The following is a 21,535-nucleotide window of genomic DNA, read 5'->3' as shown; positions in this document are numbered from 1 at the left end:
CGCCGTAAGGGCGGAACCCTAGGCGGCCGTTACCCAAATAACGGATATGCCCCCAAACCCACCAACCCCCACCAAGATTTTTTCACCCCCCAGGGAATAAACCCAAACCCTCGCCCGTTCTATCCCCAGAACATCTTCAACGAGGGCAGTACGATGGACCTCTCCACCCAAGCGCAACCCATTGATTTCACAGCGCTGGCCCACCCGATGGGCGACACCGCCCCCTGTGGCGAGAACGTCGAATACGACCCCGACTTCCTCCAACTGGAAGAAGAAGCCCTGGGCAAACCCGAGGTCCAATACGGCGACACCATCACCCAAGCCGTCGAACCCAACTGGAAACTCGTCACGTCCCTGGCCTTACCCCTGATGCACCGCAGCCGCGACCTGCGCCTGGCCATGTGGCTCACCCGCGCCGAGCTCAACCTGCACGGCATCCACGGCCTCAACGCCGGCCTGGGCCTGATCGAAGCCCTGCTGATCCACTGCTGGGACGGCCTGCACCCGCAACTCGACCCCGACGACGACCACGACCCCCTGCTGCGCATCAACATCCTCGCCTCCCTGTGCGAACCCAGCGGCCTGCTGCGCGACCTCCTCGACACCCCACTGGTCAGCGCCCGCAGCCTCGGCCAGTTCAGCCTGCGTGACCTCGACCAGGCCAGCGGCGAGCAGGGCAGCAGCGACACCCTGGCAATCATCGACGGCGCATTCGCCGAAGCCGACCCAGACGCCCTGCGCAGTATCGAAGCCGCCCTGACCGAGGCCCTGCAACGCAGCCAGCACATCGAACAACGCCTCACGGAAAACGTCGGCGTAGGCCGTGCCATCGACCTCAGCGGCCTGGCCAACGTACTGCGCCGCGCCGCCGAAGCCGTACGACGCCGCTTGCCTGAAAGGGAAAGCCCGGCCACCAGCGTCGACGCTCACCCCGCAACCGCCGCAGCCCCACAGCCGACCAGAGGCGAGATCAACAGCCGCGACGACGCGCGCCAGGCCATCGACCGCCTGTGCACCTATTTCAACACTCACGAACCCGCCAGCCCCGTGCCGTTCCTGCTGCAGCGGGCGAAGAAACTGATCGACAAGAACTTCATGGAATTGCTGCAAGACCTCGCCCCCGATGGCCTCGCACAACTGGCGCTGGTCAGCGGTATTCGCCCCGGCAACGACTGACCTTCCCCAATCAACCCTCACACTGGAGCTATCCCGTGGCCAAAGAAAGCAGTCAAAAGTTCATCGCTCGCAACCGCGCACCACGCGTCCAGATCGAATACGACGTGGAAATCTACGGCGCGGAAAAGACCGTGCAGTTGCCCTTCGTCATGGGCGTGTTTTCCGACCTCTCGGGCAAACCCGCCGAGCCGTTGCCGCCGGTGGCCGAGCGCAAGTTCCTGGAAGTCGATATCGATAACTTTGACGACCGCCTCAAGTCGATGAAGCCACGGGTGGCGTTCCAGGTGCCTAACACCCTGACCGGCGAAGGCAATCTGCCGGTGGAAATCACCTTCGAAAACATGGACGACTTCACCCCGGCCGCCATCGCCCGCAAGGTGCCGAGCCTCAACCAGTTGCTGACTGCCCGCAGCCAGTTGTCGAACCTGCTGACGTACATGGACGGCAAGGTCGGCGCTGAAGAATTGATCGCCAAGCTGCTGAGCGATCCTGCGGTGATGCAAGCGCTGAGCAGCGCGCCCAAACAACCCGAGTAACGGATTTCCCCGCTGACTCTGCCGGTGCCTCGTTTGCCCCGGTACGGGGACGCTTTTGCCCAAATTTCAAGGATACCGTCATGTCCACTACGCAATCGGAACAGCCAGGACTGCCTCAAGGCGCCACCGCCTTTGATGCAGGCGACTTCGCCAGCCTCCTGCAAAAAGAGTTCAAGCCCAAGACCGACAAGGCCAAGGAAGCGGTGGAAACCGCCGTGCGCACCCTGGCCGAGCAGGCGCTGCAAGGCACGCACCTGCTGTCCAATGACGTGCTGGGCACTATCGAGGGGCTGATCGCCGCCCTTGACCAGAAGCTCACCGAGCAGGTCAACCACATCCTGCACCACGAGGAATTCCAGAGCGTGGAAAGCGCCTGGCGTGGCCTGCATTACCTGGTCAACAACACCGAGACCGACGAGTCGCTGAAGATTCGGGTGATGAATATTTCCAAGAACGAAGTGCACAAGACCCTGCGCAAGTTCAAGGGCGTGGCCTGGGACCAGAGCCCGATCTTCAAGAAGCTCTACGAAGAGGAATACGGCCAGTTCGGCGGTGAGCCTTACGGCGCGTTCGTGGCCGACTACTACTTCAACAACAGCGCGCCCGACGTCGAGTTGCTGACCCAGATGGCCCGGGTCAGCGCCGCCGCCCACTGCCCGCTGATCACTGCCGCCGACCCCAGCGTGATGCTGATGGAGTCGTGGCAGGAGCTGGCCAACCCGCGGGACCTGACCAAGATCTTCCAGACCCCGGAACACGCCGCCTGGCGCAGCTTCCGTGCCAGTGAAGACTCGCGTTACGTGGGCCTGGCGATGCCGCGCTTCCTGTCCCGTGCCCCCTACGGTGCCAAGACCAACCCGGTGGAAGATTTCGACTTCGAAGAAACCACCGACAGCCCCGGCTCCCGGGATTTCACCTGGGCCAACGCGGCCTACGCCATGGCCGTGAACATCAACCGCTCGTTCAAGCACTACGGCTGGTGCTCGCAGATTCGCGGCATCGAGTCCGGTGGCGCGGTGGAAGGCTTGCCGGTGCACACCTTCCCCACGGATGACGGTGGCGTCGACATGACCTGCCCCACTGAAATCGCCATCAGCGACCGCCGTGAGGCGGAGTTGGCGAAGAACGGTTTCATGCCCCTGGTGCACAAGAAAAACAGCGACCTGGCGGCGTTCATCGGCGCCCAGTCGATGCACAAGCCTGCCGAGTACGACGACCCGGACGCCACCGCCAACGCCAACCTGGCCGCGCGCCTGCCGTACCTGTTTGCCACCTGCCGTTTCGCTCACTACTTGAAGTGCATCGTGCGCGACAAGATCGGCTCGTTCAAAGAGCGCAACGACATGCAGGTGTGGCTCAACAACTGGATCGGCCGCTACGTGGAACACAACCCGGCCACCGCCACCGACGCCGACAAGGCCCGCAAGCCCCTGGCCGGCGCGGAAGTGGTGGTGGAAGAGATCGAAGGCAACCCGGGTTACTACGGCGCCAAGTTCTTCCTGCGCCCGCACTACCAGCTCGAAGGCTTGACCGTGTCCCTGCGCCTGGTCTCCAAACTGCCGTCGACCAAGGCTTCCTGATAACACTTTCCTACCCCAACCAAGGTACTGACCATGATCCTGCTCAACTTCAAAGGCAAACAAATCAAAGGCACTTCCACCGTCGACGCGCACAAAGACTGGATCACCATCGACGCGATCCAGATGGGCGTCGGCCGGGCGATTTCCACCAGTGGCGGCGGTGCCGACCGTGACACCAGCAACCCGTCGTTCTCGGAAATTTCCCTGACCAAGGCCACCGATCTGGCCTCGGCCGACCTGTTTATGGAAGCGGTGTGCGGCAAGAGCCTGGGCGACGCCGAGATCCACTTCATCCAGACCGGCGGCCCGGACAAGAAGCAACAGGTGTTCCTCAAGATCATTCTGGGCAAAGCCATCATCAGCTCCTACTCCGCCAGCAGTAACGGCGAGCGCCCGAGCGAAACCATCTCCATCAACTTCACCACCATCAGCTACGAGTACGACTCCTTCACCGGCGACACCGTGATCACCGGCACGCCGAAGAAGTGGGACCTGGAAGCCAACGCCAAAATCTGACGGCCACCCCGACCCTGTGGGAGCGGGCTTGGGTGGGGGCGGGCTTGCTTGCGAATGCGGTGGGTCAGTCAATGCATCCGGTGGCTGAGCCACCGCATTCGCGAGCAAGCCCGCTCCCACAACGTTCAAGGACATTCACATGACCCCGATTCAAGGCCAGCCCCATGGCTGAACTCACCAGCCGCGAACGCCTGCAGCCGTCCTTGCTCGATCGCCTGAGCGATGACGACACCGAGCACACCGTCGAGTCCCGGGACAAGCGCATCTTGTCCATGACCGGCCTGCGCAAGGCAGTGCTGCGGGACCTCGGCTGGCTGCTCAACAGCACCAGCCTGGGCAGTTTTCGCGAACTGGCTGGTCACCCTCTGGCCGCGCAATCGGTCATCAATTTTGGCTTGCCGGATTTGTCCGGCAAGACCGCCGCCGGCCTCGACCGTGAGGAATTGGCTCGGCGCATCCGCCAGGCCATCTGGGACTTCGAACCCCGGATTCTGCGGGACAGCCTGCGTGTGGTGCCGTTGGGCACCAGTGCCATCCCCAACCAGATGGCCTTTGAAATCCACGGCGAACTCTGGGGCCAGCCGCTGCCCGAGCGCCTGTACCTGAAGACCGAACTGGACCTGGAAGCAGGCGAAGCCAGGGTCTTCGACATCGAGACAAGGGACGTGCGGTGAACGCCAAACTGTTGCGCTATTACGAACGTGAACTGGCCCACCTGCGGGAAGTCGGCGGTGAATTCGCCCGCGATTACCCCAAGGTGGCCGGCCGCCTGGGACTGGAGACTTACGCCTGCGCCGACCCATACGTCGAGCGCCTGCTGGAGGGCTTCAGCTTTCTGGCCGCCCGGGTGCAACTGAAGATTGATGCCGAGTTCCCGCGGTTTACCAATCACCTGCTGGAGCTGGTGTACCCGCAGTACCTCGCGCCCACGCCGTCGATGGCGGTGGTGCAGTTGCAGCCGGACATGAGCGAAGGCAGCCTGGCCGCCGGGTTCAAGGTGCCCCGGGGCACGGCCTTGCACAGCCAATTAGGCAAGGGCGACCAGACCGCCTGTGAATTTCGCAGCGCCCACGACGTAACCCTGTGGCCGGTGGAGCTGGCCGAGGCGCGCTACTTTGCCTGTGGCGGCCAGGTGGCGGGTGTCGACCTGGCGCGCCTGGGCGCGGTGAAGGCCGCGCTGCGCCTGCGTTTACGGGTGGGTGCCGGGCTGACCTTCAGCGACCTCGCCCTGGATAAGCTGCCGCTGCACATCCGTGGCGGCGAAGCCTTGCCCTCGCGCATCCTCGAACAACTGTTGGCCCAGGCCGCCGGGGTGTTGGTGATGCCGGTGCAGGAGCATGTGGACTGGCACCAGTTCCTGCCCAGGACCGCGATTCGCGGCATCGGCTACAGCGATGAAGAAGCCTTGCTGCCCACCGGAGCCCGGTCGTTCCAGGGCTACCGGCTGTTGCAGGAATATTTCGCCATGCCCCAGCGCTTTATGTTTGCCGAGCTGGGGGGGCTGGCCAACAGCGTAAGCCGCTGCACCGCGGACCAGCTGGACGTGATCGTGCTGTTCAAGAAGCTTGACCCACTGCTGGAACAAACCCTCAACGCCGCCAACTTCGGCCTGTACTGCACCCCGGCGATCAACCTGTTCCCGATGCGCACCGAGCGCGTGCACCTGTCGGACCAACAATCGGAATACCACGTGATCCCCGACCGTACCCGGCCGATGGACTACGAGATCTACCAGATCGAAGGCGTCACCGGTTATGGCAGCGGCGCCGAGGCGAGCCAGACGTTCGAGTCGTTCTACCGCGCCAATGACCTGCACGCGCGCACGCCACCCAAGGCGTTTTACCAGGTGCGCCGGGATGCGCGGCTGCTGTCTGAGCAGCAACGTCGCCAGGGCCCGCGCTCCAGCTACATCGGCAGTGAATTGTTCCTGTCGTTGGTGGACGCCCAGGAGGCGCCGCACCGCAGCAGCCTGCGCCAACTGGGCATCGACACCCTGTGCAGCAACCGCGACCTGGTGCTGAGCATGCCGGTGGGCAGTGGCAAGACCGACTTCAGCGTCGAGTCCGGCGCGCCGGTGCAGGCCGTGCGGTGCGTGGCCGGGCCCACGGTGCCGGCGCCGTCGTTTGCCGAAGGTGAAACGGCCTGGCGCCTGGTCAGCCATTTGTCCCTCAACTATTTGTCGTTGCTGGACCAGGACAAGGAACAGGGCGCCAGCGCCTTGCGGGACCTGCTGCGCCTGTACTGCCGGATTGACGACGAAGCCGCCCACAAACAGATCGACGGCCTGCGCTCGGTGAGCGCCGAAAGCATCGTGCGCCGCTTGCCGCTGCCGGGGCCGATCACTTATGGCCGCGGCTTGCAGATCAGCGTGACCCTCGACGAGTCAGCGTTTGAAGGCAGCGGCGTATTTATTCTCGGCTCGGTGCTGGAGCAGTTTTTTGCCAAGTACGTGTCGCTGAATTCCTTCACTGAGACGGTGATCAAAGGCACCGCCCGTGGGGTGATCATGCAGTGGCCGGCGAGGGTGGGGCGATGCGAGATCCTCTGAGCCTGCTCAGCGCCCTGGAAGCGCACCCGGCGCGGTTCGATTTCCACGGCGCCCTGCGCCAACTCGAGTGTGCCTTCCCGCAACTGCCACGGATCGGCCAGGCAGCGCGCCCGGCGGACGAAGCGGTGCGTTTCGGCCAGCAACCGTCCCTGGCGTTCGAGCCGGCGATGATCGCCAGCCTCACGCCCGGCGCCACGCCAAAACTGCTGCTGAATTTTTTCGGGTTGCTGGGGGCGAATGGGCCGTTGCCGATTCACTTGAGCGAATACATCCGTGACCGCCAGCGCAACCTCAACGACCCGACCCTGGCCGCGTTCTGCGACGTGTTCCATCACCGCATGATCAGCCTGTTTTACCGCGCCTGGGCCAGCGCCCAGCCGGCCGTGAGCCTGGATCGCCCGCAGGCGGACCGCTTTGCGCAGTATTTGGGCTCGCTGATCGGCATCGGCATGCCGTCGCTGCTGGGCCGCGACACCGTGCCGGATGTGGCCAAGCTGCACTTCGCCGGGCGCCTGGGGCCACAGACCCGCAATGCCGGTGGCCTGGCGGCGTTGCTGACGGACTACCTGCAAGTGCCGGTACAGGTCGAGCAATTTGTCGGCCACTGGATGACCTTGCCCGCCGATGGCCTGTGCGCCCTGCGCAGCGGCCCCGACGCGCCGGTGCTGGGCCAGACCACGGTGATGGGCAAGAAAGTCTGGAACACCCAACACAAATTCCGCCTGTTGATCGGCCCCCTGGACCTTGAACAGACCCGGCGCCTGCTGCCCGGTGGCGACAGCCTCAAGCGCGTGCAGGACTGGGTGCGCCAGTACGTCGGCCTGGCCATGGACTGGGACGTGAACCTGATCGTCAAGAAAGAACAACTGCCTGGCTTGCGCCTGGGGTCTGCGCCATTGGGCTGGACCAGTTGGCTGAGCAGCAAGGCGCCCCTGGCGGATGACCGGCAATTGCTGATCAACCCGCGCATTTCTCACACTTCTCAAGGACCTGCCCATGGCTGATATCAGTCGCGTCGCGCTCTTCGGCAAACTCAACAGCCTGTGCTACCGGGCGATTGAAAGCAGCACCGTGTTCTGCAAGATGCGCGGCAACCCCTACGTGGAACTGGTGCACTGGTTGCAGCAGATCCTGCAACTGGCCGACTCTGACCTGCAGCGCCTGATCCAGCATTACCAACTCGACCCGGCCGTGCTGGCGCGAGACCTGACGGCCGCCCTGGACCGCTTGCCCCGTGGCTCGACCTCGGTCACCGACCTGTCGTCCCAGGTGGAGGAGGCGGTGGAGCGCGCATGGGTCTACGGGACCCTGATGTTCGGCGAGTCCCAGGTACGCTCCGGGCATTTGCTGCTGGCGCTGCTGAAAACCCCGGGCTTGCGCAACGGCTTGTATGGCGTGTCCCGGGAGTTCAACAAGATCGGCATCGAAGACCTGAGCGAACAATTCTCTGCACTGCTCAAGGACTCGCCCGAAGCCCGGATGACCGCCAGCGATGGCTTCCAGGTGCCCGGTGAAGACACCGGCGCCCTGGCCCCGGCGGCCATGGGCAAGCAGGAAGCGTTGAAGCGTTTCACCGTCGACCTCACCCAGCAGGCGCGGGACTCGAAGATGGACCCGATCGTGGGCCGCGACGAAGAGATTCGCCAGGTAATCGACATCCTGATGCGTCGGCGCCAGAACAACCCGATCCTGGTGGGCGAGGCCGGTGTGGGCAAGACCGCCGTGGTCGAAGGCTTTGCCCAGCGCATCGCCCGGGGCGACGTACCGCCGAGCCTCCGGGACGTGCAATTACTGGCCCTCGATGTGGGCCTGTTGCAGGCCGGTGCGAGCATGAAAGGCGAGTTCGAACAGCGCCTGCGTTCGGTGATTGACGAGGTGCAGGCCAGCGTCAAACCGGTGGTGTTGTTTATCGACGAAACCCACACCCTGGTGGGCGCCGGCGGTGCCGCCGGGACGGGCGATGCGGCCAACCTGCTCAAGCCTGCGCTGGCCCGTGGCACCTTGCGTACTGTCGGCGCCACCACCTTTGCCGAGTACAAAAAGCACATCGAAAAAGACCCGGCCCTGACCCGGCGCTTCCAGACCGTGCAGGTCGATGAGCCGGACGAAGCCCGCGCGTTGCTGATGCTGCGAGGCATCGCCCAGACCATGCAGCAGCACCACCAGGTGCAGATTCTCGATTCGGCCCTGGAAGCGGCGGTGCGTTTGTCCAACCGCTACATCCCGGCGCGGCAGTTGCCGGACAAGGCCGTCAGCCTGATCGACACCGCCTGTGCCCGGGTTGCCATCAGCCTGCACGCCACCCCGGCCGAAGTGGACGACAGCCGCCGGCGGATTGAGTCGCTGGAAACCGAGCTGGCGATCATCGAGCGCGAAACCGCGATTGGCGTCGACACCGCCAGCCGTCGCGTGTCGGTCGAGGCGTTGTTGGTGACGGAGCGTGAACGCCTGGATGGCCTGGAAAGCCGTTGGGACAACGAGCTGGCGCTGGTGGAACAGATTCTGCGCCTGCGCAGCCAACTGGCAGATGCCACCGAGGGCGAAGCCGGCCTGGTGGAGTTGCGTCAATTGCAGGACGAGCTGGCCGCGCAGCAGGGCGAAACCCCGCTGGTGCTGATCAGCGTCGACGAACAGGCGGTGGCCTCGGTGGTGCAGGACTGGACCGGCATTCCCGTGGGCCGCATGGTCAAGAACGAAATCGAAAACGTGTTGCGCCTGGCGGATCGTTTGTCCCAGCGCATCATCGGGCAGAACCACGCCCTGGAAATGATCGCCCGGCGCATCCAGACCTCCCGCGCCGGCCTCGACAACCCCGGTAAACCGGTGGGCGTGTTCATGCTCGCCGGCACCTCCGGCGTGGGCAAGACCGAGACCGCCCTGGCCCTGGCCGAGTCGCTGTATGGCGGCGAACAGAACGTCATCACCATCAACATGAGCGAGTACCAGGAAGCCCACACCGTCTCCACCCTCAAGGGCGCGCCACCGGGTTACGTGGGGTACGGCGAAGGCGGCGTGCTCACCGAAGCGGTGCGGCGCAAACCCTACAGCGTGGTGCTGCTGGACGAGGTGGAGAAGGCCCACCCCGACGTGCACGAGCTGTTTTTCCAGGTGTTCGACAAGGGCTGGATGGAGGACGGTGAAGGCCGGATCATCGACTTCAAGAACACCTTGATCCTGCTCACCACCAACGCCGGCACCGCATTGATCAGCCGCCTGTGCCGCGACCCGCAGACCATGCCGGCGCCGGATGACATCGCCAAGGCCCTGCGCGAGCCGCTGCTGGAAGTGTTCCCGCCTGCCTTGCTCGGGCGCCTGGTGGTGATCCCGTATTACCCGCTGAGCGACGCCATGCTCGGCAGCATCATCCGCCTGCAATTGGGGCGTATCGAGAAACGCATCAGCGACGGCCACAAGATCCCGTTCACCTTCAGCGACGAGGTGGTGCACCTGATCGCCAGCCGCTGCACCGAGCTGGAAAGCGGCGGGCGGATGATCGACGCGATCCTGACCAACTCGATGTTGCCGGCCATCAGCACCGAATTCCTCAAGCGCCTGCTGGCGGGCACGCCGGCGACACGGGTACAGGTGAGTGTCGACGCCGGCGAGTTCGCCTACGTGTTTGAGGAGCAGTGAACCAATGCCCTATGTAGCGTGGAAAACCCCGATTGCGATGAAGTGGTTCCGGGTGGCGAAGTTCAAGCAGCGTTCGCAGCTGACCAAGAATCCTTACCTGCAAGCCATGCCCAGCCTGGCCGGCGGCGCCTGTGTGGGCGCGACCTTCGCCTGGTTGAACCGGCACCTGCAGGCCCCGGCCGAGTCGGCTGTCAACCGGTGTGCGTTCCTGAGCCGGGACGACACCTGGTGCCGGATCGAAAGCTATTGCAGCGCGTTCAATACCACCCTGATCCTCGATAACACCCGGCGCATCAAGGCCAACCTGCCGAACATCTGCGGCCTGACCGACAGCTCGTCGGTGGAGGCCCAGGGCTTCGACGGGCTGGCGACCCTGGCCCAGCATATCGATAGCACCCAGCCGGGCTACTACGTCTGGCTGTTCACCTTTGAAGGCGGCGGGCCTTCCCATGTCTGCGGGATCTACGCCGACCGCAACTGCATGACGTTCTTCGACCCCAACTCCGGCGAGTACCGGGTGGGCCCGACGCGCAAGCTCGATTTTTTCAAGATGCTCTACAAGCACTACCTCAATTACCTGTCGGGCGCGGGTGTGCGCAAGGAAATGAAGTTCGACGAGCATTACCTGGTGCAACTGGGGGCTTGAGTGGGAAATCAGCGGCGCCACGGAATAAATCGGTGCGCCCGGCTGTTGTGTCTACGTTCCTCAACCTTCAGGGATACACACGATGCCCCGGATCAATAGCGCATTCAGCTGCCGCAAAGTGGACTTTCAAGCCTTCCGCGAAGCCCTTGGCGAGGCCGGCATGCTGGCAGAGTCATCGGCCGCGCAGGAAGTCATTGCGACCATGAACACCATCAGCACCGCACGCTCCAACGACACCCCGCAGGAGCAAGCCAAGGTTGCGTATTTCGCCGCCTATGAGGGGGATGACGCGGTGGGGTTGATGGTGATGTTCAAGGAAGGCCCCACCTGGAAGATCGAAGACGTGTTTGCCGGTGTGGCGGGCAGCGGCCTGGGCTCGACCCTGGCGGCGTTTGGCATGGACTACGCGATTCGCGATTACGGCAACAAACCCAACTGCGAGATTCGCCTGACCTCCCTGGATGCGGCTTCGTGTGCGTTCTGGAAAAAGATGGGGTTCGTGATGCTGCCCGGTGTCGCCAGCGGGCATGGCGGCATGGTGTACCGCGTGTCCAACTCCCGTCCGACGACCCCGCTTTAGGTAGAACAGAACCATGGCAACCACCCAAACCCGGCGCGAAATCCAGGTCACCAGCGTGCTCGGCGCCGATGTGCTGTTGTTTCGCCGCATGCAGGCCCGGGAAGGCCTGTCCCAGCTCAGCGACTATCAGCTTGAGTTGTACAGCGAGCGCGCCGACCTGAACATCGACGACCTGCTGGCAACCCAGATGAGCGTCGCGGTGGACCTGCCCAAGGGCGGCAGCCGCTACTTCAGCGGCCACGTCAGCCACTTTTCGTTTACCGGGCGCCAGGGCCGTTTCGCCACCTACAAGGCGGTGTTGCGCCCGTGGTTATGGTTCCTCACGTTGGCCAGCGATTGCCGGATTTTCCAGGAACTGAGCGTGCCGGACATCCTCAAGCAGGTGTTCGCTCCCTACACCATCGCCGATGTCGACACCTCGGGCCTGAGTGGCAGCTACCCGGCGCTGACTTACTGCGTGCAGTACCGTGAAAGCGACTTCAACTTTGTCAGCCGGCTGATGGAGCAGGAGGGCATCTACTACTTCTTCAAGAGCGCGGCCGGGCGCCACACCCTGGTGCTGGCCGACTCTTATGGCGCCCATTCTCCGGCACCGGGGTATGCCCAGGTGCGCTTTATGCCCGCCGAAGATCACACCATGCGCGAAAGCGAAGTGATCTACGACTGGCGCATGAGCGGTGACGTGGAACCGGGCGGCTACACCTTGCAGGACTTCGATTTTGAAAAACCGTCGGCCAACCTGTTGGCCAAGTCGACCCTGGCCGGCAACTACCCGCAGGCGCGCCACGAGCGCTACGACTACCCGGGCAAGTACACCGAGCGCAAACAGGGCGAAACCTATGCGCGCACGTTGATCGAGTCCCTGCACACCGGTACTCAGCGGGTCACCGGCGCCACCCGTGCCCGGGGCTTGTTTCCCGGGGCGCTGATGACCCTGACCGAACACCCCCGCAGCGAGCAGAACGCCCAGTTCCTGTTGCTGGAGGCGCGTTATGCGTTGTCCTCGGACACCTACGAACCGACACCGCCGGCCCATCCCGCACCGGTGCTGACCTGCGACTTCACCGCCTTGTCGAAGCAGCAGCAATTTCGTGCGCCGTGCAGCAGTCGTAAACCGCTGATGCAGGGCCCGCAGACCGCCAGGGTGGTGGGCAAGCAGGGCGAGGAAATCTGGACCGACAAATACGGGCGGATCAAGGTGCAGTTCCACTGGGACCGCGAGGGCAAAAACGACGAAAACAGCTCGTGCTGGATTCGTGTCGCCCAGGGTTGGGCCGGCAAGCGCTGGGGCAGTCTGTTCACCCCGCGTATCGGCCAGGAAGTGATCGTGAGTTTTCTGGAAGGTGATCCCGACCAGCCGCTGGTCACCGGCAGCGTCTACAACGCCGAGACGATGCCGCCGTATGCGCTGCCGGAGAATGCCACCCGTTCGACCATCAAGAGCAACTCGTCCAAGGGCGGCGGTGGCTATAACGAGCTGCGCTTCGAAGACAAGAAAGGCTCGGAGCAGGTGTTCCTGCATGCCCAGAAAAACCTCGACCAGCGGGTGCTCAAGGACTCCCTGGACTGGGTCGGCGGCGACCGCCATTCCAAGGTCGACCAGGATCTGCGGGAGAAGGTCGGCGGCGACCGGCATTCCTCGGTGGGCGGTCATCGCAATGAGAAGGCCACGGGTGATGTCTCGCTGTCGGCCGGCACCAACATGATCATCAACGGCGGCCTGAAAACCGGCGTGACGGCGGGCATGGACCTGTACCTGAAGGGCGGGATGAACGTGGTCATCGAGGCCGACGCGACCATCACCCTGAAGGTCGGCAGCACCTTCCTCACCCTGACGCCGGCCATGATCATCGCCTCAACCATTCCGATTCCCCTGCCTGAAGCCGCCTCTGCGGCGACTGCGCTTGCGCTCACAGCAGCCACCGGCCCGGCCGGGGTGCCGCTGCCACCGAAGGAGGCCGACGATGGCAAATAATTCCATGAACCTGATTCTTCTGGTCAGAAGCTACCGCGACCAACCCATGCCCGGTGATGTGATCTGCCGGTTTACCGACGCCGGTGGCTCGATAGGCCGCGGCCCGGACAATGACCTGACCCTGGACGACCCGGGCAAATACATTTCCCGCACCCACGCGCGCATCGAGTGGCGCGGCGAGCAGTTCTACCTGACCGACACCGGCAGTAACCCCAGCCTGGTCAACGAACGCCCCCTGGGCAATGGCCGTGAGCGGGCGCTGGAGGAGGGCGACCGCCTGGTGATCGGTGATTATGGGCTGGAGGTGCGCCTGGAACAGCCACTGGTCGAGGTGCCGGACGACGCCCTGGCCACGCGCATTTTGCCGCCGCTGTTCGTGCCGCCGCCAGCGCCGGTGGCCGCACCATTACCGCCGCTGGAGGTGTATCGCGAGCCTGAGGTGGTAGCGCCGGTGGTGCTGCATGACGCCCTGGCCGGGGCACGGATTCTGGAAGGCGAGTCGTTGTTCGATGGGGCTGTGCCCCTGTCTGACCCGCTCGGGTTGAACCTGGCGGGCCGGGTGGAACCGCTGTTTCGCGGCACCGAAAGCGACCACGTGGCGCCACAGATGCAGGCGTTTGTGATGCCGGTGATGCAGGTGGAAGCGCAGGTGATTCCGGAGGACTACGACCCGTTGCTGGGTGTCTCCACACTCCAGGTAGGAGCCGGCTTGCCAGCGATGGGCGTTAACGATGACGCGGGCTTGCAGGATGAACGTGTCGCGCTTGAGCCTTTCGCGAGCAAGCTCGCTCCTACAGAAGAGCGGGCAGTGCCAACCGGGGACGACGCCGTCTTCCAGGCCCTGCTCCAAGGCCTCGGCCTGGAAAACCTGCACACCACCCGCACCCCGGTCGAACTGGCCCACCTGGTGGGCGAGCTGCTGCGCACTGCCACCGGCGGCACCATGGCGGTGCTGATGGCCCGGGCCCTGACCAAGCGCGAAAGCCATATCGACATGACCATGATCGGCGCCCACTCCAACAACCCGCTCAAGTTTTTCCCCGACCCCCACAGCGCCCTGACCCAGATGCTCACCGCCGATTCCCCTGCGTATATGCGCCCGGTCAAGGCCATGGGCGCCGCATTCGACGACCTCAAGGCTCACGAGCTGGCGGTGATCGCCGGCATGAAAGCCGCGCTGGGCGCGGTGGTGCAGCGCTTTGACCCGGCCCGGGTCGAGCAACGCCGCACCACCCACGGCGCCCTCGACAAGTGGATGCCGGCCCGGCGCAAGGCACGCTTGTGGGACCGCCTGGTGGAGCGTTACGAAGACCTGGCACGGGATGCCGACGAGGACTTGCAACGCTTGTTCGGTGAGTTGTTTTCGGTGGCTTATGAAGAGCAGGTCGCGCGGTTGCGCACCGGCCAATGAGAAGAATTTATGTCCTGGAATAACAAAGTAGTCTGGTCCGAAGGCATGTTGCTGCAGCCTCAGCACCTGCAACAACACGACCGTTTTCTGCAGGCCCAACTCGAAGCCCGGGTCGGCACCTTGCGGGCCTACGCCCATGGTTTTTCGCGCCTGAAAATCGACCCGCAGCAATTGGCCCTGGGCAAGTTGTCGTTGCTGTCTTACAGCGGCGTACTGCCTGACGGCACCCCGGTGGGCCAGCCATTCGACGATGAAATGCCGCTGCCCCTGGAAATCCCCGCAGACGCCCGCGACCTGAAAGTGGTGCTGGCGCTGCCGACCCTGCGCCCCGGTGTGGCCGAAGTCGACGACAACCCTGGCTTCGAAAACTTCGCCCGCCACCGCAGCAGCGAGTACGAAGCCTGGGACAGCAACGGCCTGGACAGCAGTGCCCTGATGAGCATCGGCAAACTGCGCCTGCGCCTGGCGTTTGAAGGCGATGTGGCCGACGCCTACACCACCCTGGGCATCGCCCATGTGGTGGAAAAGCGCGCCGACAAAAGCGTGGTACTTGACCGCGATTATTGCCCGCCGTGCCTGGACATCCGCGCCGCCGACCACCTGGGGGCGTTTGTCGACGAATTGCTCGGCCTGTTGCAGCAGCGCGGCGAAGCCCTGGCCGCCCGCCTGAACCGGCCGGACGGCAGCGGCGCGGCCGAGATCGCCGACTTCCTGCTGCTGCAAGTGCTTAACCGCAGCCAGCCGTTGGTGCGGCATTTGGCGGCGATGAGCGGCCTGCACCCGGAGCAGCTGTACCGCGACCTGACCACCCTGGCCGGCGAATTGGCGACCTTTACCCAGGCCGACAAACGCGCCTCGGCCTACCCGGTGTATCGCCACGATGCCCTGGCCGAAACCTTCGCCCCGGTGATGCTCGACCTGCGCCGCTCGCTGTCGACGGTGATGGACGCCCGCGCCATTGCGATCCCCCTGGAAGAGCGCCAATACGGGATTCGCGTGGCGGTGTTGCCCGACCAGGAATTGTTGCGTTCGGCCACGTTCATCCTCGCGGTGCAGGCGCAACTGTCTGCCGAGAGCGTGCGCAACGGCTTCCCGCCGCAGGTCAAGATCGGCTCGGTGGAGAAGATCCGCGACCTGGTCAACCTGCAACTGCCCGGCATTGGCCTGCGCCCGTTGCCCGTGGCGCCACGGCAACTGCCGTTCCACGCCGGCTTCACCTATTTCGAACTCGACCGCAGCAGCGATTACTGGCAACAGCTGAGCAATTCGGCCGGCTTTGCCATGCACATTGCCGGGGTCTTTCCGGGGCTGGAATTGCAGTTCTGGGCCATTCGGCGCTAAGGCAAGGTGACTGACGTGAATGACACTTTTGATAGCGCCCAGGACCCGGATCGCACCCTGTTGATCCCCACACCGGGCGGGCGGCGAGTGACGCCTGGCGTCACACCCGTGGCCGACGTGCAGAGCGCCGCCGTGGTGCTCAAGGGCCTGGGCCTCAACCCGCTGGTGCGGGCGGCCAACCCGTTGCTCGACCTGGTGGTGCCGCTGCGCATGCTGACCGCCATGCCCGACATGGAAAGCCTGCGCCAACGGCTGATCCAGGCCATGCAGGCGGTCGAGGCCCAAGCCCGGGCCAGCCAGGTGGACGTTGAAACCGTGGCGGCGGCGCGTTACGCGCTGTGCACCCTGGTGGACGAAACCATTTCCAGCACGCCATGGGGCGCGGGCGTGTGGGGCAGCCGCAGCCTGTTGGTGACCTTTCACAACGAAGCCTGGGGCGGCGAAAAATTCTTCATGATTCTGCAGCGCCTCAGCCAGGACCCGCGCACCCATATCGACGTGCTGGAACTGATGTATCTGTGCATGGCCCTGGGGCTGGAAGGGCGTTATCGGGTACTGGATCGGGGCCTGGATCAACTGGGCCTGCTGCGCGAACGCCTGCTGCAATTGATCAATCAGCAGCGTGGCAACCGCGAGCAGGACCTGTCGCCACGCTGGCGCGGTGCCGAGGCTCCCCAGGCGTCGATGTTGCGCCGGGTGCCGTTGTGGGTGCTGGCCGCAGTGGCGGCGGTGCTGCTGTTGAGCGTGCAGTTGACCTACAGCTGGCTGCTTAACCGCGCCTCCGATCCGGTATTCGCGCAGTTGGGCTCGATCCGCGTGGCGTCGCCGCTCAAGGTGGCGGTGCCGGCAACGCCTGCGCCGGTGCGCTTGTCGGGGTTCCTTGCGCCGGAAGTTGCCCAAGGCCTGGTCACGGTAAAAGACAGCGCCGACCGCTCGGTGATCACCCTGCGCGGCGACGGTGTATTCGCCTCCGGCAGTGCCGAGGTGGCGAGCAACTTCGACGGTTTGCTCAATCGTATCGGCGATGCCCTGGCCACGGTGCCGGGGAATGTGGTGGTGGTCGGGCATACCGACAACGTGCGGCCGTCGGCGACGTCGCGGTTGGGTTCCAACTTCGACCTGTCCCAGGCCCGGGCCAAGACGGTCGCGCGTTTGCTGGCACAGCGGGCGGGCCCGGCGGAGCGCTATCGCAGCGAAGGCCGGGGTGAGACCGAACCGCTGGTGCCCAATGACTCAGCGGCCAATCGTGCACGCAACCGCCGTGTCGACATCACCGTGCTGATCCCTTCCCAGGCGCAATAGACCATGAACCTGTCCTCGTTTTTCTCGTTGTTATGGTCCCCGGTGGAGCGCTTTTGCCTGTGGCTGCTCAAACCGTGGTTGTTGTCGCTGATCGGCGTGGCGCTGCTGTCGCTGCTGGTGTGGTACGAAGGCCCGTTGCTGGCGTTCAACGGCAGTGAACCGTTGGCCCCCGAAGCCCGGCGCTGGGGCTTGATCGGCGTATTTGTGCTGGTTTGGGCCGGCTACTTTGCCTGGCGTGTGTGGCGGGTCTGGCGTGCCAACCGGGGCCTGATGGCCGGCGTCGCCGAGGCGCCGGTGGTGGCCCCGGGTGTGCGCGAGTCCCAGGCTGAAGTGAATGAGTTGGGCGAGCGCATGCGTTCGGCCATGGCGGTGCTGCGCAAGGCCAACCCCGGCTGGAAGATGAGCGGGCAGTACCTGTATCAACTGCCGTGGTACATGTTTGTCGGCGCCCCGGGCAGTGGCAAGACCACCGCCCTGACCCATTCCGGCCTGCAATTTCCCCTGCGTGAAGCCATGGGCTCGGGCGCCATCGGCGGGGTAGGCGGCACTCGCCATTGTGACTGGTGGTTTACCGACGAAGCCGTGCTGCTGGACACCGCAGGGCGCTACACCACCCAGGACAGTTACACCGAAGTGGACAAGGCCGCCTGGGGCGGTTTCCTCGACCTGCTGAAAAAACACCGGCGCCAGCGCCCGGTCAACGGGGTGATCGTGGCCCTGAGTGTCAGCGACCTGTTGCAGCAAACCGACGCCCAGCGCCAGGCCCAGGCCTTGGCGATCCGCGCGCGGATCAACGAGTTGTACGAGCGCCTGGGCCTGCGGTTTCCGGTGTACGTGATCATCACCAAGTGCGACTTGCTGGCCGGGTTCTCGGAGTTTTTCGAGACCTTTGGCCGTGAAGAACGGGCGCAGGTGTGGGGCGTGACGTTCCCGTTGCCGCAGGACCCGAAAGCCGACAGCGGCCTGGCCTCGTTCCCCGCCGAATTCGATGCCCTGGAGCGTCAACTTCAGGGCCGGGTGCTGGAGCGGGTGCAGCAAGAGCGGGACCTGTCGCGCCGGGCCTTGCTTTACAGCTTCCCGCAACAGTTCGCCAGCCTGGGGGACGGGCTCACGCGGTTTCTCAACAGCGTCTTCGAAGCCAACCGTTATCAGGAACCGGCACTGCTGCGTGGTGTGTACTTCACCAGCGGCACCCAGGAAGGCAGCCCGATTGACCGGGTACTGACCTCACTGGCGGCGTCCTTTGGCCTGGGCCGCAAGGTGCTGGCACCGAATGTCGCCACTGGCCGCAGTTACTTCATCACCCGCCTGCTGCGGGAAGTGATCTTCAAGGAAGCCGGGCTGGCCGGGGTCAACCATCACGAAGAGCGCCGTCGCCGCCTGCGGGCGCGGGGCGGGCGGATCGTCGCCGGGGCGGCGTTTGTCCTGCTGTTGCTGGGCATGACCCTCAGTTACAACCGCAACCTGCAACTGATCGCCGACTCGGCCACCGCTGCGACCAACGTCGCGCAACTGGCCAAGGAACTGCCGGCCGAAGGCGACGTGCTGGTGACGCTGCCTTTGCTCAATGCCGCCCGCGGGCTGCCGGGTGGCTACGCCGATGGCGACAACAGCGTACCGCTGCTCAGCCGCATGGGCCTGTACCAGGGCAACAAGCTCGGGGCGGGCGCGGTCACCTTATACCGTCGGCTATTGCGTAGCACCTTGCTGCCGCACATCGTGGCAAACATGGAAAACGCCCTGCGCCGGGGCGATGCCAGCAACCAGGAGTTCCTCTACGAAACCCTGCGGGCCTACCTGATGCTGGGGGAGCGGCAGTTCTTTGATGCGGCGTCGGTGCAGGCGTGGGTCGATGTGGATTGGCGTCGCGAGTTGCCCCAGGCCACCCCGGCGCAGTTGCAGCAGCTGTCGGATCACGTGTCGGCGCTGCTGGAAGCCGATGACGAAGCGGAACCGGTGCCACTCGACAGCGCCCTGATTGCCAAGGTGCGCCTGGCCCTGGCGAGCATGCCGCTGTCCCAGCGCATCTATAACCGGGTCAAACGCCAGGTGGATCAGGAGCATTTGCCGGAGCTGAGCGTGAATGGCGCAGTGGGCCGCGATGTATCGTCGCTGTTCACCCGGGGCAGCGGCGAGCCGTTGTCCCGTGGGGTCAGCGGCCTGTACCGCATCGCCGGCTACCGTGAACTGACCGACAAAACCCCGCAGGCCGTGGCCGACATGGCCAAGGACAGCTGGGTGCTGGACCACCAGGAGTCGGCACAGATCGCCGGGGGCAGCGCGGCCATGCAAGCGGCGGTGCTGGAGCTGTACTACGCCGATTACATCCGCCAATGGGACACTTTTCTCGCCGACGTGCACCTGGTGCCGTTGACCAGCCTGGGTCAGGCCTCCCTGGTGACCAATGCGCTGGCGGCCAACGATTCACCGCTGCGTGCATTGCTGCTGGCGGTGGCCAGGGAAACCACCCTGGACGGCGCGTTGACCTCGGCCACCAGCAAAGACACCGACCAGCGCGTGCGCGACAAAATCGCCGCCGCCACGCAAAAGCTCCAGGCGGCCCTGGGCAACGACGCCCCGGCCCCGGCGGCGGATGCGGGCGCAAACCCGGTGGACCTGCACTTCGCCGCGCTGCATCGTCTGGTGGGCAACGGCACCAGCCCGCAACCGGTGGATGAAATGCTGGCCTCGCTCAAAGACGCCGGCCAATACTTCGACAGCGCCGACGCCGCCCGCCGCAGTGCCGCGCCGGCGCCCACCGGTGAAGTGCTGGAGCGTTTGAAGCGTGCCAGCGATACCCAGCCGGCGCCGTTGTCGAGCTTGCTGCGGGATGTGCAAACCGGTGGTGCGGCACTGACGTTGGGCAACGAGAAAGCCCGGTTGAACGCATTGTGGGAAGCCTCCGGCGCGCCATTCTGCCGGGCGGCGATTGCTGATCGTTACCCGTTGGTGCGCAGTTCCAGCCGCGATGCCACCGCCGATGATTTCGGTAAGTTCTTTGGCCCGGGTGGGTTGATGGATGACTTCTTCAGCAAGAACCTCGCGCCGTATGTCGATACCAGCGGCAGCCAATGGCATTGGCGCTCCAGCGGTGTGACGCCGTTGAATATTTCCCAGGACGTGCTCAACCAGTTCCAGCGCGGGGCGCGATTGCGGGACATGTTCTTTGTCGCAGGTGCCCGCCAGCCCTCGATACGTTTTGATTTGAAAGCCCTGGGCGCTGACCCGGCGCTGAGCAAGGTCAATCTGCAGATCGATGGCCAACCGGTGGTGTACGAGGCGGGCAGTGTGGCCGACTTCACCAGCATCGTGTTGCCCAGCGGCAAGGCGGGCGGCCTGGTGCGCCTGGATGCAACACCGCCGCTGGCCAACCCGTTGCATGCCGATGGGCCCTGGGGGTGGCTGCGCATGATGGACAAGGCGGCGGTGGGCACGCAGGGTGATTTGCTGCGGGTGACCTTCAACGTCGAGGGGCACCGGGTGGAGTATCAACTGCGGGTCAGCAGCGTGATCAACCCGTTTCAGCGCGATGCCATTGAGCAGTTTCGCTGCCCGACCACGTTATAAGGATTGGCATGGACCAGCAGTTGACGGGGTTTTTCGGCAAGGTTCCGAGCCATGGGGATTTTGTGAGTCGGCGCTTGCCGGAGGCGTTTTTGCGGCCTTGGGATGAGTGGTTGCAGGGTGGGTTGCAGTGTAGTCGCGAGCGGCTGGGGGGGCGTTGGCTGGAGGTGTATTTGTGCAGTCCGGTGTGGCGCTTTGCCTTGGCGCCTGGGGTGTGTGGTGAGCAGGGGTGGGCGGGGGTGATGATTCCCAGTGTGGATCGGGTGGGGCGGTATTTTCCGCTGACCGTGGCGGTGGCGGGGGAGGATGTGCCGCTGGTTTCGCGGATGGAGCGGGATGTCGGGTGGTATGACGAGGTGGAGCGGTTGGCGCTTTCTACGTTGGCTGAAGGGGAGGCGTTGGCGGGGTTTGATTCGGGGCTCAGGGGGTTGGTGTTGCCTTCGCGGCTGGGCGGGGGGGATATGGGGCGATCGTTGTTTTGGACGGATGGGTCGCCGTTGGTGGGGGCTTCGGCGTTTGTGTGTTTGGGGTTGCCTGGGGTTGAGGGGTATGCGGATATGTTGGGGGGGCGTGTGGGTTGAGTGCGTGGCTGTTTTTTGCTGGGTACATATCCGTTGCTGTGGTAACGGCGGCTTAGGGTTCCGCTCTTACAGCGGGTCCCTTTTGGCAAACGCCCCAAAAGTAACCAAAAGGTCTTTGCCCCACCACTCGGTGCCTCGCTTAGGCT

16 protein-coding genes are annotated in these 21,535 nt (G+C 64.5%); all 16 read left to right on the top strand.

The annotated features are described in order from the left end of the window. Nucleotides 1-153: 153 nt before the first annotated feature. The 16 genes from tssA (at nt 154) to tagF (ending at nt 21,389) form a co-directional block, all read left to right on the top strand. Nucleotides 154-1,176 carry a type VI secretion system protein TssA gene (gene tssA, locus HX855_RS30490; protein WP_177090987.1) on the top strand — a complete coding sequence of 341 codons (1,023 nt, stop codon included), beginning with the start codon at nt 154-156 and terminating at the stop codon, nt 1,174-1,176. 35 nt (nt 1,177-1,211) lie between these two features. Next, a complete protein-coding gene (tssB, locus tag HX855_RS30485; RefSeq protein ID WP_177090989.1) occupies nt 1,212-1,712 on the top strand; it encodes a type VI secretion system contractile sheath small subunit in 501 nt (166 codons plus the stop codon). An 80-nt stretch (nt 1,713-1,792) separates the two neighbouring features. After that, nucleotides 1,793-3,292, top strand: a complete 1,500-nt coding sequence (gene tssC / locus HX855_RS30480) for a type VI secretion system contractile sheath large subunit (RefSeq protein ID WP_256353126.1) — start codon at nt 1,793-1,795, stop codon at nt 3,290-3,292. 33 nt (nt 3,293-3,325) lie between these two features. Beyond that, nucleotides 3,326-3,808, top strand: coding sequence for a type VI secretion system tube protein Hcp (locus tag HX855_RS30475; RefSeq protein WP_177090991.1), 483 nt, complete (start codon nt 3,326-3,328; stop codon nt 3,806-3,808). Nucleotides 3,809-3,972: 164 nt separating this feature from the next. Continuing rightward, nucleotides 3,973-4,482, top strand: a complete 510-nt coding sequence (gene tssE, locus HX855_RS30470; RefSeq protein WP_177090993.1) for a type VI secretion system baseplate subunit TssE — start codon at nt 3,973-3,975, stop codon at nt 4,480-4,482. Continuing rightward, complete coding sequence (gene tssF / locus HX855_RS30465) at nt 4,479-6,356, top strand: type VI secretion system baseplate subunit TssF (protein WP_177090995.1); 1,878 nt, start codon at nt 4,479-4,481, stop codon at nt 6,354-6,356. Before tssE ends, tssF begins: the two co-directional genes overlap by 4 nt. Beyond that, nucleotides 6,341-7,360 carry a type VI secretion system baseplate subunit TssG gene (gene tssG / locus HX855_RS30460; protein WP_218176070.1) on the top strand — a complete coding sequence of 340 codons (1,020 nt, stop codon included), beginning with the start codon at nt 6,341-6,343 and terminating at the stop codon, nt 7,358-7,360. Before tssF ends, tssG begins: the two co-directional genes overlap by 16 nt. Beyond that, on the top strand, nt 7,353-9,989 hold the full coding sequence (tssH, locus tag HX855_RS30455; protein ID WP_177090999.1) for a type VI secretion system ATPase TssH: 2,637 nt from the start codon (nt 7,353-7,355) through the stop codon (nt 9,987-9,989). Before tssG ends, tssH begins: the two co-directional genes overlap by 8 nt. Before the next feature lie 4 nt (nt 9,990-9,993). Beyond that, nucleotides 9,994-10,635: a hypothetical protein gene (locus HX855_RS30450; protein ID WP_177091001.1), complete on the top strand. Its 642-nt coding sequence runs from the start codon at nt 9,994-9,996 to the stop codon at nt 10,633-10,635. Nucleotides 10,636-10,717: 82 nt separating this feature from the next. Further along, a complete protein-coding gene (locus HX855_RS30445; RefSeq protein WP_177091003.1) occupies nt 10,718-11,215 on the top strand; it encodes a GNAT family N-acetyltransferase in 498 nt (165 codons plus the stop codon). A gap of 13 nt (nt 11,216-11,228) precedes the next feature. After that, on the top strand, nt 11,229-13,190 hold the full coding sequence (locus HX855_RS30440; RefSeq protein ID WP_177091005.1) for a type VI secretion system Vgr family protein: 1,962 nt from the start codon (nt 11,229-11,231) through the stop codon (nt 13,188-13,190). Further along, nucleotides 13,180-14,601, top strand: a complete 1,422-nt coding sequence (gene tagH / locus HX855_RS30435; RefSeq protein ID WP_256353127.1) for a type VI secretion system-associated FHA domain protein TagH — start codon at nt 13,180-13,182, stop codon at nt 14,599-14,601. Before HX855_RS30440 ends, tagH begins: the two co-directional genes overlap by 11 nt. Nucleotides 14,602-14,610: 9 nt before the next feature. Then, the gene (tssK, locus tag HX855_RS30430; protein ID WP_177091007.1) at nt 14,611-15,942 is read left to right on the top strand and encodes a type VI secretion system baseplate subunit TssK; all 1,332 of its coding nucleotides are present in this window, start codon (nt 14,611-14,613) and stop codon (nt 15,940-15,942) included. A gap of 15 nt (nt 15,943-15,957) precedes the next feature. Next, complete coding sequence (gene icmH / locus HX855_RS30425) at nt 15,958-17,244, top strand: type IVB secretion system protein IcmH/DotU (RefSeq protein ID WP_177091009.1); 1,287 nt, start codon at nt 15,958-15,960, stop codon at nt 17,242-17,244. 3 nt (nt 17,245-17,247) lie between these two features. Then, nucleotides 17,248-20,811, top strand: a complete 3,564-nt coding sequence (tssM, locus tag HX855_RS30420) for a type VI secretion system membrane subunit TssM (RefSeq protein ID WP_177091011.1) — start codon at nt 17,248-17,250, stop codon at nt 20,809-20,811. An 8-nt stretch (nt 20,812-20,819) separates the two neighbouring features. Further along, nucleotides 20,820-21,389 carry a type VI secretion system-associated protein TagF gene (gene tagF / locus HX855_RS30415; RefSeq protein WP_177091013.1) on the top strand — a complete coding sequence of 190 codons (570 nt, stop codon included), beginning with the start codon at nt 20,820-20,822 and terminating at the stop codon, nt 21,387-21,389. Nucleotides 21,390-21,535 lie beyond the last annotated feature (146 nt).

The sequence above is a fragment of the Pseudomonas sp. IPO3778 genome (genome assembly GCF_013386825.1).
Classification (GTDB): domain Bacteria; phylum Pseudomonadota; class Gammaproteobacteria; order Pseudomonadales; family Pseudomonadaceae; genus Aquipseudomonas.
This window is presented reverse-complemented; position numbering and strand designations above follow the sequence as displayed.